General features: G+C 57.7%; 15 protein-coding genes. 3 read left to right on the forward strand and 12 right to left on the reverse strand.

Features of this window, described 5'->3' with window-relative positions; translation table 11 throughout:
• Window positions 1–6 precede the first annotated feature (6 nt).
• The 5 genes from RMS95_RS02735 to RMS95_RS02755 form a co-directional block, all read right to left on the reverse strand.
• Window positions 7–1,551 carry a hypothetical protein gene (locus tag RMS95_RS02735; protein WP_310643370.1) on the reverse strand — a complete coding sequence of 515 codons (1,545 nt, stop codon included), beginning with the start codon at window positions 1,549–1,551 and terminating at the stop codon, window positions 7–9.
• Between the two features lie 26 nt (window positions 1,552–1,577).
• Complete coding sequence (gene recD / locus RMS95_RS02740) at window positions 1,578–3,452, reverse strand: exodeoxyribonuclease V subunit alpha (protein ID WP_310643372.1); 1,875 nt, start codon at window positions 3,450–3,452, stop codon at window positions 1,578–1,580.
• 80 nt (window positions 3,453–3,532) lie between these two features.
• Window positions 3,533–5,086, reverse strand: coding sequence for an FAD-binding domain-containing protein (locus tag RMS95_RS02745; RefSeq protein WP_310643373.1), 1,554 nt, complete (start codon window positions 5,084–5,086; stop codon window positions 3,533–3,535).
• Window positions 5,083–5,250 carry a DUF2256 domain-containing protein gene (locus RMS95_RS02750; protein WP_310643375.1) on the reverse strand — a complete coding sequence of 56 codons (168 nt, stop codon included), beginning with the start codon at window positions 5,248–5,250 and terminating at the stop codon, window positions 5,083–5,085. The genes RMS95_RS02745 and RMS95_RS02750 overlap by 4 nt, the downstream gene beginning before the upstream one ends.
• Entirely contained in the window at window positions 5,247–6,239 is a 993-nt protein-coding gene (locus RMS95_RS02755; RefSeq protein ID WP_310643377.1) for a MerR family transcriptional regulator, read from the reverse strand. Before RMS95_RS02755 ends, RMS95_RS02750 begins: the two co-directional genes overlap by 4 nt.
• A 105-nt stretch (window positions 6,240–6,344) precedes the next feature.
• On the opposite strand from RMS95_RS02755, the gene RMS95_RS02760 reads away from it, so the two are divergent.
• On the forward strand, window positions 6,345–6,632 hold the full coding sequence (locus RMS95_RS02760) for a TIGR03643 family protein (protein WP_310643378.1): 288 nt from the start codon (window positions 6,345–6,347) through the stop codon (window positions 6,630–6,632).
• 22 nt (window positions 6,633–6,654) lie between these two features.
• Here RMS95_RS02760 and RMS95_RS02765 read toward each other — a convergent pair whose 3' ends face one another.
• From RMS95_RS02765 to RMS95_RS02780, 4 genes are read right to left on the reverse strand one after another with little or no spacing between them, the layout of a single operon-like run.
• The gene (locus tag RMS95_RS02765) at window positions 6,655–7,224 is read right to left on the reverse strand and encodes a histidine phosphatase family protein (RefSeq protein WP_310643380.1); all 570 of its coding nucleotides are present in this window, start codon (window positions 7,222–7,224) and stop codon (window positions 6,655–6,657) included.
• Window positions 7,215–7,553 (reverse strand): 4a-hydroxytetrahydrobiopterin dehydratase, encoded by a 339-nt coding sequence (locus tag RMS95_RS02770; protein WP_310643382.1) that lies wholly within the window; start codon window positions 7,551–7,553, stop codon window positions 7,215–7,217. The genes RMS95_RS02765 and RMS95_RS02770 overlap by 10 nt, the downstream gene beginning before the upstream one ends.
• 3 nt (window positions 7,554–7,556) lie before the next feature.
• On the reverse strand, window positions 7,557–8,105 hold the full coding sequence (locus RMS95_RS02775) for a DUF3833 domain-containing protein (RefSeq protein WP_405023351.1): 549 nt from the start codon (window positions 8,103–8,105) through the stop codon (window positions 7,557–7,559).
• A 23-nt stretch (window positions 8,106–8,128) separates the two neighbouring features.
• Window positions 8,129–8,626 (reverse strand): DUF2878 domain-containing protein, encoded by a 498-nt coding sequence (locus RMS95_RS02780; RefSeq protein WP_310643384.1) that lies wholly within the window; start codon window positions 8,624–8,626, stop codon window positions 8,129–8,131.
• Between the two features lie 99 nt (window positions 8,627–8,725).
• On the opposite strand from RMS95_RS02780, the gene RMS95_RS02785 reads away from it, so the two are divergent.
• Together RMS95_RS02785 and RMS95_RS02790 are read left to right on the forward strand one after the other, a co-directional pair.
• Entirely contained in the window at window positions 8,726–8,983 is a 258-nt protein-coding gene (locus RMS95_RS02785) for a type II toxin-antitoxin system CcdA family antitoxin (RefSeq protein WP_310643386.1), read from the forward strand.
• Window positions 8,983–9,306, forward strand: a complete 324-nt coding sequence (locus RMS95_RS02790; RefSeq protein WP_310643388.1) for a CcdB family protein — start codon at window positions 8,983–8,985, stop codon at window positions 9,304–9,306. The genes RMS95_RS02785 and RMS95_RS02790 overlap by 1 nt, the downstream gene beginning before the upstream one ends.
• Window positions 9,307–9,365: 59 nt before the next feature.
• Here RMS95_RS02790 and RMS95_RS02795 read toward each other — a convergent pair whose 3' ends face one another.
• From RMS95_RS02795 to RMS95_RS02805, 3 genes are all read right to left on the reverse strand, one after another.
• Window positions 9,366–9,542, reverse strand: coding sequence for a type II toxin-antitoxin system HicB family antitoxin (locus tag RMS95_RS02795; RefSeq protein WP_310643390.1), 177 nt, complete (start codon window positions 9,540–9,542; stop codon window positions 9,366–9,368).
• A 350-nt stretch (window positions 9,543–9,892) separates the two neighbouring features.
• A complete protein-coding gene (locus RMS95_RS02800; RefSeq protein ID WP_310643392.1) occupies window positions 9,893–10,588 on the reverse strand; it encodes a response regulator transcription factor in 696 nt (231 codons plus the stop codon).
• A gap of 74 nt (window positions 10,589–10,662) precedes the next feature.
• Window positions 10,663–11,511: a HAMP domain-containing sensor histidine kinase gene (locus RMS95_RS02805; protein WP_310643394.1), complete on the reverse strand. Its 849-nt coding sequence runs from the start codon at window positions 11,509–11,511 to the stop codon at window positions 10,663–10,665.
• Window positions 11,512–11,905 lie beyond the last annotated feature (394 nt).

An 11,905-nucleotide genomic window follows, 5' to 3' on the forward strand; every position in this document is an offset into this window, starting at 1 on the left:
CAACATTCAGCGTTTGACAGGCAGGGCGTCGATGAACTCATCCAGCACTTCTTCCAAGTTGCTGATGCTGCCGCCGAGTTGGGTCACGGCCGTGGCCAAGTGCTGGTCCATCTTGATGTGCAGCTCAGCCACTTGGTTGGTGTAGCCCGACACGCCTTGGGTGATGGCGCTGACGGTGCCTTGCAGTGCCTCTTGCGCGTCTTGCATGTGGGTGCGGACTTGGCCCAAGGCCGAGTCGGCGGCTTGGGCGCTGGTTTGCAGGGTTTCCACCGTGCGGCCCAAGGCTTGGTTCATGGGTACCAACGCGTCTTTGAAATCGGTGGCGGCGGCGCGTTGCAAGGCCACCGAATTCTCGATGGTGCTGGCGCTGCCTTTGAAGGCTTCTGCCGTTTGTTGGATCAGCCCCACCGTGCCCTCTAAACCGCGCATGGCGTTTTGCACCGTGGTGATGGTTTGGCCAAATTTGCTGAGCAAGGACTCGAGTTGAATGGCGCCTTGGTGGCCCGAATGGTTGATGCGTTCTAGGGCGGTGTCGAGTTCGGTCACCGTGCCACGCGTGGCTTGCACGGCTTGCGTGAGCATGCCCACGGCGTCGTTGAAGGACGTCAGGCCGCTCTCCATGCCCTGCGTCAGCGCCGCACCGGCTTTGCTGAGTTCGCCTGCGGCTTGGGTGCCGGCATTGCCAAAGCTTTGGCTGGAGATTTGAATGCTGTCGGCCAAGGTGGCGAGCTTGTCAAATGCGGGTTGCATGTTGCGCGCCAATGACTCACCCACGGCATCGGCGAAGTCGCCTTCTAAACGGCGCAGTTGACCCACTTGGGTGCGGTTTTCGTCCAAGATGTCTTGGAACAGCGCGAGTTGCATGCGCACACTCGCTTCAGCCGCGTTGTCGGGCACGCGTGCGCGCAGGGTGTGACACAGCGTGTCGATGCTGGTTTGCAGGTTTTCGAGCGAAATCTTGGCACGCCAGTTCCACACCAGCGAGCACAACAAACCCGCAATCGAGGTGATGAACTTGCCGCCTGCTGTCGCGATCAGCGATTGCAGGGCTTGGTCTTGCTGTCGCGCCGACACGTCCAAGGCGTTCAAGGCCAAACCGGCCTGTTGCAACGCCACCGCCAAAAAGATGAAGGTGCACATCAAACCAAAGCCAATCAGCAAGTTGGGCATGGTCTCGAACAGTGCCAAGTTGAGTCGGCCCCCCAACACGCTGCGCACCGTCCACGTGTCGGCGTGGCTGCGAAAGCTGTAGCTGGCGCGTTGGCCTTGATTTGCTCCCTGTTGCGCGGGCAAGTCGATCAAACCGGCTTCGGTTTCGCGCAGCAAAAACTTCAACTCGTCGTCGGGTGTTTTGCGCTCGGCTTGCAGCAAGGCGTCACGGCTGCTGCCGGTGGCGGCGGCCAGCCAGTCGTTGAGCTCGCGCACTTGGTGACGCACGCTGGCGATGCGGGCCGTCCACCTTTGAAAGCTCAAAATCGCAAAGACAAATATCAAGGCCGCAATGGCCAGTGGCACAGCCAGCTGTTCGAGTTGGGCAAGGTAAGGATTCATGGGCATAGCGCTATTGTGTCTAAAGATCAGGGGACTGATGGGCCCCCGCTGTCTGGGTGGTCCAAACCGCCCGACCGCATCACGCGTCGTGCGCACGCATTCCACAGAATGCCCACGTTCGGGGCCCACAGGGTGAGGCGTTCTCGGGCGCGGGTGAGGCCGGTGTAGACCAATTCCCGGGTCAATACGGGCGACTCTTGGGCAGGCAAGGCCAGCAGCACATGGCGGAACTCAGAGCCTTGTGATTTGTGCACCGTCATGGCGAACACGGTTTCCACGCTTTCTAAACGCGAGGGCATGACCCAACGCACCGGCGAAAGCTGGGCTTTGGGCGGTTCTGAGGGGTCTGCGCTGGCGGCAAAAGCCACACGCAGCACACCGTGGGCATCGGGCAAGCACAGGCCAATGTCGCCGTTCATCAGGTTCAGCGCGTAGTCGTTGCGCGTGACCATGACGGGCCGACCGGCGTACCAAGTGCTGTCACCGAGCCCCAAGGCGCGTTGGACGGTGCTGTTGAGTTGTATGACCCCCAATGGGCCCTCGCGCACAGCGCACAACACACAAAACTCGGTGAAGGCATTGAGCAGCGCCCAAGCCTGTGCATCGCTGCAAGGGGCGGCAGGCCGTGTTTTGCTGGGGCGATGTGCCTCTAGCAAGGTCAGCCATGTGTGCCAGCCGTGGCGCAGGCCCACGGCCAACCGCGGGTCGTTGGCGCTGCTGAGTTGCAAGCGCGTCACATCGGGCTCGGGCGTGTCGCCGTCCAAGCGCTGTTGCAGGGGCAAGCTGGCCAGCCAGTCGGGGGCTACTTTCCACAAGGCTTTGAGTGCGGGCGTGTTGTTGGCCGAGGTGTGGTTCACGGCCTGTGCCCATTGGCCAATGCCGCTTTGGGCGTCAAAGCGGTGGCTGTGTGTGAGCGTGACGGTTTGTGCGCGCAGCAAAGTGCCGGTACACAGCTGCGACATCACCGCACCGGCCTCGACGGAGGCCAGTTGGTCTTTGTCGCCCAGCAAGATGAGGCGGGCCGAGGGCGGCACGGCTTGCAGCAGGCGCGCCATCATTTCTAGGTCGATCATCGACGCTTCATCGACCACCACCACATCGGTGGCGAGCTGGTGTGTGGGGTTGGCACGGTTGTGGGTTTGCAACAAGCGGTGCAAGGTTTGCGCTTGGGTGGGAATGCGGGCTTGCACGTCAGCGGGCATGCGGATCAGCGCTTTGCCGATGGACTCGGTCAAACGCGCCGCAGCCTTGCCCGTGGGCGCGGCGAGGTGAATGTGCAAGTCGCGCGACGCGGTGCCCACCAGCAAGGCCAGCAGTTTGACCACCGTGGTCGTTTTGCCTGTCCCCGGGCCACCCGTGATGAGGGTGATGCGGTTTTTGGCCGCCACCTCACAGGCCAAGCGCTGCATGTCGGGTGCGTCGGTGTTGGTGGGGGTGAACAGGGCGTCTAGGCGCTGCTGCAAGTCGGGGGGGACGTCGCAAGGCAAGGCCAAGCGCTGTGTGATGCGCTGGCGAATGTTTTGCTCGGCGGCCCAAGCGCGGCGCAAATACAGGCGCACGCGACGCTTTGTGTCTTCTACCAGCACCAAGGGACTGGCTTCACCTTGCGTCCAAGGCAACGTGGCCGCAGCTTCGCTCAGATCAGCAGGGAGCAGGGCCACTTGCTCGTCGCTCCAGCCCAGCAGCGCGGCGGCTTCGCAGGACAGGCTGGCCAAGTCCAAACAGGCGTGGCCTCGGCCCCATTGGTGGCTGGTGAGCGCAGCCAGCCAAATGTGGCGCGGGTCATCGCTGGGGTGCTTGCTTTGCAGCAGGTTGGCCAAAGATTTGTCGAGGCCCGTCAGGGGGGCAGTCTGTGCCCAAGACGATTGCAGCAGAGGAGAGAGTGTGGGTGTGGTGGACATGCCATGCAGTGCCACAGGGGGTGGCTTTTACAGGCAGTTTACTTGGAGACAAGCAGGCTTTGGCGCTGTACGCCTCGCGCTCAAAAATCAAATCCCAGTTGTTGCTTGGCATCGGTGGCGGTCGACGAAGACGCCGCGCGCGAGGTTTTTCTTTGGCCCATGGTCTTGCGTGAAGCGTGCTTGTCGACCACCGCTTGTTTGCCCGCTTTGACCTCTGCCGTTTGACGTCGCCCGTGCAATTGCTGCTTGGCCGCGCGCGTGGCCTCGGCCAGCGGCACGATGGGTTCTGCGATGTCCACGCCAAGCTGCACGCCGGCATGGGTTTGCACCATGGGCGGCATCAGCCACGGCTCAAACAACCACGTGTCGGGCACACGGCGCATGGCGGGCAGCCAGTACCGCACAAATTGGCCGTGGGGGTCGTGGTCTTGCGCTTGCTTGATGGGGTTGTACACCCGCGTGGTGTTGATGCCGGTGGTGCCCGATTGCATTTGCAACTGGCTCCAGTGGATGCCCGGTTCGTAGTCCAAAAATTGCGTGGCCAGCCACTCGCCCACAGGCCGCCAATGCAGCCACAGCGGGTAGGCCGCGACGGACACCAGCATGGCCCGCATGCGAAAGTTCAGCCAACCGGTTTCGCGCAGCATGGTGACGCATGCGTCCACCATGGGCCAGCCGGTGCGGGCGGCTTTGAGGGCTTCAAAGAGCGCTTCATCGAAGTCGTGTTCACGTAGACCGTCATAGCCACGGTGCATGTTTTGCCACTCAATGGCGGGCTCGCTTTCGAGTTTTTGAATGAAGTGACAGTGCCAGTACAGACGGCTGATGAAGGCGGTCAGCCCCGCGCGGTGGCGGGTGGCTTGTGGCGGCAGTTGCGCGATCTGCGCGCGCGTTTGCTGCACAACTTCGCGCATGCTGATGCAGCCCCAAGCCAAGTACGCCGACAGGCGCGAGCAGGCATCGGGCGCAGACAACGGCGATGAAATGCCGCCCCGATAGCCCAAACTGCGTGCCGTCAAAAAACTTTGCAACGTGGCCAGTGCCAAAGGCCTGCCGCCGCGCTGGCGCAACGGCGGGTTGTGTTGCAGATGCTCGGGCGCTTGCATCTCCGACGGCGCGCACCATGCGGTGCTGCGTGTGTTGGGATGCCAAAACTGCAACGCCCCGACGTGATGCACGGGCTCCGCCATGTGCCTTTCCCATGCGGCTTGCCATAGGTTGCGGTTTTTCAACACGCGCACCACGCCAAACTGCGGGGTCTCGTGCCACCCCACGCCATGGGCTCGGCACCAAGCGCCGACTTTGAGGTCACGCTCGTAGGTGAAGCCATTGCCTGTCTCTTGGTGCGCATGCAACTGGCGAAAGGGCGCTTGTTGCCAAATGCGGGTCAGCACGTCGGGCAGTTCACCCATGTGCACCTCTACGCAGCCGCCTTGCGCATGCAGTGCGTCGTTGAGCGCTTGCAGCGATTCGCGCACAAACTCAAAGTGTTGCAGCGCGGCATCGGGTTGCAACCAGAGTTCAGGTTCGATCACATACATGCAGCGCACCGGCCCTTGCTTGGCCGCTGCAGCCAGCGCTGCATGGTCTTGCCAGCGCAAGTCGCGCTTGAACCACACCAAGCTGTACGTCATGACTGGGCGGCTGGCTTGGGTTTGTTTTTGCGGCAAGCGTCGGAGCAGTACAGCACTTGCTCCCAATTCTTGGCCCATGCTTTTCGCCAGGTCATATCCCGCCCACAGGCGGCGCAGGGCTTGCTGGGCAGGCTTTGCTTGTTGCCTTTGAAGGACGATTTCATGGCGCAGGCTCGTTCAAATCAATGCCTTCGTGGTGTGCAATCTTTTCGAGGGCGTTCTCAAACAACGCGCGCGCTGAGCCAGAAATGGTGCGCAAGTAAGCGTGAAGGTGCGCATCGTCTGCGCTTTTGTTCAAGCATTCTTGGCTGTATTGCTCAAAGCTGGCGAGTTGCGAAATCAGCTCGGCCACATGCCTCGGGCATTCGCACAGCACGTTGCTAGAAATACCTGCTACGCGGCTGAGGGTTGCATCCGAGTACTTGCGTGCGGCGATCACGGGCCCCGCTGTGTCGAAGTCTGTTTGGCGAGAGGGGGGGGCACCCAACACCGACTGCAACAGTTCCGCCAACTCGTTGTCTGCCAAGGGTTCGCGTCGAACGGTCAGACCCGACAGTGTCATGGCTTGAACCATCGCATCGGTCGCGAAGTGGTAGAGCACCACGGTTTGCGCGAACTTGTGTTTTTGAATCAGGGCTTGGATGGCGTCGTGCACCGCCATTTGCAAGGTGTTGACTTTGATGAGCAAGACCCGTGGCGTGTCTGAGGCTTCCATGTCGGCTGCACTGGCAGTGGCCAAATCGACCCACACGTGGGTGATGGGCAGGGTCTGGTGCCGCCAGTTCTGAGCGAACTTGCTGGACTCCAGCCGATTCGCCATGCTCAAACCCACGATGGCCAAGGACATGGGCTGATGGGGTTCGGCCAAGTTGGGCGTTGTGAAGTTGGACCGAAGACTCATTCGGCGCAACTGGTCCAGATCCAAATTGGCAATCGCGCTGATGGCGTGCCCAGCTTGCGACAGCTGCTTGAGCAGCAACGCTTTGGACACATCGACCTCTTCAAACAAGCGTTGCTTGCCTTGCGTTTTCAAAGGGCTGAAGGCGCCGTAACGGGTCTCCCACACACGCAAGGTGGACACCGGAATGCCCGTGGTTTTGGACACCGCGCCAATGCGATAAAGGGGGGTTGAGTGGCCGTGTGTGGAATCCAAAATGGCACCTTTGCGTAGGGGTTGCGTAGATTTTTTATCGAAATTACTTTCAATTTTAGAGTTCACATGGTTTTGCGCAGCTAAGTGCCTAAAAATAGCCCCTCTATGCACACATCCTCTACCCACCGATTGGCCTGTTTGAGTTTGGGCGACCGCTCGGCCGTGATTCAAATGGCGTGGGAAGACAGAACCTCGTTTGAGACCATCCAAGAGCGCATGGGCTTGGGGGAGTCTGAGGTGATTCGGTTGATGCGGGCTGAGCTCACGCCGCGTTCGTTCAAGATGTGGCGCACACGCATGCGGGGTCGCGTCACCAAGCACCGCGCGCTTCGCAGCCCAGACATGAAATTTGACGACCATGCCGTGGCTGACCATCGCCGCGCGAACTGCTAGCGGGTAGTCCCGCTGTCCACGTTCAGTCGGGTCTTGGAATCAGTTGGTAAGACAGCATTTTTCCTTGGCCATCGACTTTGGCCAGCACCATGTCGCCGGAGGCGATGTTCTCGCCCATGTACGCATGGATGTTGACGTGGTGCGTGACCAAGATGAGCGCTTGAGGCCCCTTGCTTTGACGCCGCTCGGCGATGAACTTTTGCAGGGCTTGCGTTCTTTCTGGGGCTTGGTCCATGTCGTCAAAAAATGAGGCCAAGGTGGGCTCTACCTTGAACCCTTTGAAGTTCAGTCGCTCGGCCGTGTCTTTGCATCGGCACCACGCGCTGCTGCGCACATCGGCAGTTTTGACGCCTTGCTTCTTGAGCCAATTGCCCACCACCACCGCTTGGCTGCGCCCCTCAGAACTGAGGTTGCGTTGGGTCTTGCAGTCGTCCAGTGTGTAACGCGGTGGGTCGCCAAGGCCAGGGGCGCGGGTGTGACGCATCAACAACACGTAATCGCTGGACTCAAGTTTCTCCGACAAGTCGCTGGCCTGTGCCCAAAAGGCAAAGAAGCCGCACACCGCGGCTAACGTGAGATATTTCAGGCGCATGGGGGCTCCGTGTTGTTCAATCGTGCCGAAAACTCAGCCGTTACCAAGGCATCGATGGCGGCTGCGAGTTCAAAGTCTAGGCGCGTTAAGCCATTGACGTCATGGGTCCACAGGCGCACGCGCATGCGGGTGTCGGTGGACAAAAATTCAGGATGATGGTCGAGCCGCTCAGCCAGTGCACCAGCTTGTGCAAAAAATGCCATGGCGGTTGGGAAGCTGTCAAACGTCCAAGTTTTCTCAATGATCTGGTTGATCGCGTCGAGCGTCCACGCATCCAACTTGGCCACGCCGTCCTGAATGTGAGCGGCATTGAGTTTCTCGGCACGCATGCGTCAAGCCCTGCGCGTGAAAGACAAGGTGACATCGCCCAAATGGATGCCAAGCTTGGTCATGCGGGTTTTGTTGAGCATCACGCGGTCGTTCATCAGGTACATCCAGTCGTCCATTTGCACGTTCAACACGGTGCTGTCCACAGGCAAGGCCAAGGTGTAGCGCCAATTGAACGCGTTGCCTCGCGCTTGACCTTGCGCCACCCCCACCACATCGCCCGCCGTGCCTGAGTAAACGCCGTTGCCCTGATCGGTCAGCTGCCAAATGCGTTTTTCTTGGGTGCCGTCTGTGTAGACAAAGGTTTCATCCAAGGTGCCTTGGTTGCCTTGCCAATGGCACGTCATCTCGACCGTGAAGCGTTTGACAACTTTGCCGTTGCGGTCGGTGAAGATTCCCCACGCATCCACCATGCCGTTGAAATAAGTTTTCAAATCGAGCACCGGCTTCTCTGCCGCGTAATCGTCCACCGTGGGGCTGGCGCAGCCGCTCAAACTGGCGGCGCTCACCGTCGTGGTGATGCCTGTGAGCAAAAGCAGTCGTCGATTCATCATGGAAAACCTCGTGGGTTGTTGATTCATTTTCTGGAGAGAAAAACCAAGCTGGGCAGTGCCACCATCCAAGCGAGTGCGAGCGTCAGAAATGGAAAGCTCGAGCCCTCCCATGATGCCGCACCCAACTCAGCGCCTGCGTAATACGTGAGTGGTCCAAAAACAAAGCCCGCCAGCGCAGACAGCGCCAGAGGCTTGGTTTTTAAAAAGGCCATTGAGCTGTTCAGTGTCAAGGCAAACATCACCCAAAGCATCCACAGCCACAGCGGGCTGAGCCCCAAGATGGACAGGCCGCGAAAGTGCATCACTGAAAAATATTGAAGCAGCGAGTCGACCACCACGCCGATGCCAAGCGCCCATGCGGCCAGTCGCATGTCTTGCCGCGTGTGTTCTGTGTACACAAGATGCGCACCCGCGAGGCACGCGCCAAACATCAAGGCCGGAATTTCAAAGCCATGCGCCACCCCGGCCACACAGGCCCACCAAGCAGCTTGAAATCCAATGGCATTGATAAAACGATACATAAAGCCATTCTAAAAATTACCCTTAACCTTTGAGTTTTCGTGGTGATATGCTTTAGGTCTATGCGCATAAAATGCGCATAGTCTTACAAAGGACCTACCATGGTACGCATCAACACAGCCACCGCTGCATCACGCAAACGCCCTGTCAATCTGACTTTGAGCGAAGGTTTGGTGGCAGACCTCAAAAGCTACACCTCGAATTTGTCTGCGACGGCTGAAGAGTTGCTCTCCGCCTATGTTGTTGAGCAAAAGCTTGCGCGGCTCAACCGTCAACAAGAAGCGGATCAAGCTGTGGCAGGCTGGAATGCGTTGCATGCAGACGTTGGCTCTTTTGCCGATGAACATTCCACACTCTGATGGCGCAATTCGATCTTCACAAAAACAAAGGACCGTTAAAGGACACCATCCCCTACGTGGTGGTGGTTCAGTCTTCTTTGTTTGACGGCTATCGCCGCCGTGTCGTCGTACCCTTGGTGCGCCGCAGTGTTTTGCCTGCTGGCATCGCGGGCTCGCGGATGAACCCGAGTTTCAAAGTGCGTGGTGCAGTGCTGGTGTTGCACCCGCTGGACATGGTGTCTGTGGCCGTGGATCAGTTGGGCGAATGTGTGGGTTCGTTGGCAGACCACGGGCAAGAAATTGCAGACGCGTTGGATGAGTTGCTGACGCGGTCTTGGCATTGAGGCATAAACGCGCCTACCAACGGCGATCATGGCTTGACTACCGCAGGGGCGGTTTGGGTTTATGCAGCCACTCGCTGAAGCAAAGCTTCTTGTGCCAACGTGTTGATGCTCTTGCCTTCAGCTTGCGCCACGATGGCCAGCTTTTCGTGCAACTCGGTGGGAATACGCAAATTGAACTTGCCCGAAAAATTGCGGCGTGGCGCTATGCCTTTTTCTCTACACACCTCTAAAAACACCTCAAGTGATTTTTTAAATTCAGCGCGCAGCTCTTTTGCCCGTATCTGGCGAGGGGTGTGGTCGATGAAACGAACTGTTTGGCTAGCTTGCTTACTTCAGTGCAGGTGCGGCTGGTATTTTTCACGAGCCATTTATAAAAAAATCATCAAGAGCTTCAATCAACGCCTGAGGTGGTTGGTGCAAATGCACCCCCGCGCCTTGCGCGTTGATGCCTCTTAAAAACACATAGACCGCGCCACCCATGTGCTGGGCTTAGTCATAGTTGGCCGTGTTTCCTGATTTTGAACGGCCCCATTGGTCCATCGAGCCTTGGGGTGTTATTGCTTTGATGGATGCTTTAGCAAGTTGGTTACTGCAACACCACAGGACAGCACAAGGTGTAGCCGATCTTATGCATGGCTTTGATGCTTGGCTGTGCTGCGCCCACGCTTGCCAGTTTCTTTCTGAGGCGCGCGATGCGCATTTCCATAGATGCAGCCGAAGGCGCATTGTCATTACTGGCGCCAATGATCTCAGCGAGTTGCCAGCGCTCTAAGCTATGACCTGGCGCACGAGCCAGCGCGCAAAGAATTTGCACATCGCTTGCTGTCATATCCACCGTGCCGTCTGGGCCCCTGAGCGACAGCCGTGAGAGATGCAGCACCAACACATTGTCTAAAGTGGAGGTGGTTCGCAGGCGCTTACCCAAGGCGGCTACGCCGGCCATGAGTTCTTGCGGGTGCACTGGCTTGGTCAGGTAGAGGTCTGCACCACTTTCGTATCCCTCTACTTTTTCGCCAATTTTTGCGCGTGCCGTTGTGATGACGATCCCTACATTAGGCTGTGACGCACGCAAGCGTCGTGTGAGACTTAGGCCATCTTCGTCGGGAAGATTCAGATCAATCACATAGACATCAGGCACAAAGCCACCAGTGACATCGTTGATGTCCTCGGCCATCGGCACACCACGGACGTAATGGCCCTGATTTTGCAAAAAAGTGAGCGTGGCTTCGCGCAACTCATCGTTGTCCTCGATCACGAGAATCTTCAGGGCTGCATTTTGCATAGGGCTTGTCATTCAGGTCGTCGATACCGTTTTTGACAATTTTGTAATTTTGAGGCGTTGACTCCCAACAAAAACTAACATTTATCTAGCTTTTCCGGAAGCCAAACGCTGAATACCGTATGGTCAATCCGCGACTCATAAGTGATCGTGCCCTGCAATAAGTCAAGTAAACCTTTGACCAAAAACAATCCCAAGCCTGAGCCGGACAGGCGGCGTGCTTGAGGGCTGCGGTAATACTTTTCAAAGAGGTGATTTATGTCTGGCAAGCCCGCCGGTCCGACCTCACTCTCGACACGCCAAAGCCAGCCAGGCCGACCGTTTTGTTCAGTCGATGCCAGCGTTACAAGAATACGGCTTTGGGGTGCACCGTATTTGCAGGCGTTGTCGAGCAAATTACCTAAAACGATCGACAGCATTTGTGCATCGGTCTGCAGTGCCTCATCTCGGTCTGGGGTTGAAAAATCGATGCGATCAGGCATGCGACAGGCCAAGATACAAGCGCGTGTGAGTTCAACAGGGGTCACACTCTGCAAATGCGGTTGCAAGCCTTGGTCGGCCAACTGCCCCGTGTGCACGCAACGCTCGATCACTTGGTTCATGTCGGCGATGGTGCGCTCCATGGTTTCGCGTTTAAGTGGGCCACTTTCCATCCACATGCGTAAGGTCGCCAATGGCGTTTTCATTTCATGCGCCAACATGGCAAACAGTTGGCTTTGTTCTTCGCGATGTCGCGCTTCTGCCTTAGCTTTTTCTTGGCTACTAAACAGATCCAATGTGGCTTGCTGCTTTTCCTTTGCCATTTTTCGGGCTCGGAACTGCATCACGAAAAACATGACGACGCCATCAAACACCGTGTGTGCCAAGGAGCCAAACACGGCGATCATGTTCGCATTGATCCAGCCCAAATGTATCAGCGGAAGCATGGAGTTGGTCAGGCTATAACAACACAGGTAAAAGAGCATGAACTTCAAGGGAATGGGCCTGTGAACCTTCTCCTGCCATGCGCTCAGCAAGGTGATGGTCAAAAAGACCATGACAAGTGGGATGCCGATATTGCCAATCTTCAGTGCCAAGTAAGGCTGGCCTGACCAATGCAATACAGGTAATACAACTAGAAAAACGAGCAAGCTGTTGCATGCGCGCAATGCCCAGCGAGCAGGTTGGTAATCCTCAATAAAAATAGGGCGGATTCAAGGACGAAGTGCAACAAAGATGAACTGGTTATAGGTGGCTGAGGATGCGAGAGCATCATGGCCGCTTTAACCGCCAAATCGAAATTGCCCAATGTACAAGCACCTCAGCCGAGAAGAACGATAC

It is taken from the genome of Limnohabitans sp. (genome assembly GCF_031539175.1).
In the GTDB taxonomy this organism is placed as follows: Bacteria; Pseudomonadota; Gammaproteobacteria; order Burkholderiales; family Burkholderiaceae_C; genus Limnohabitans.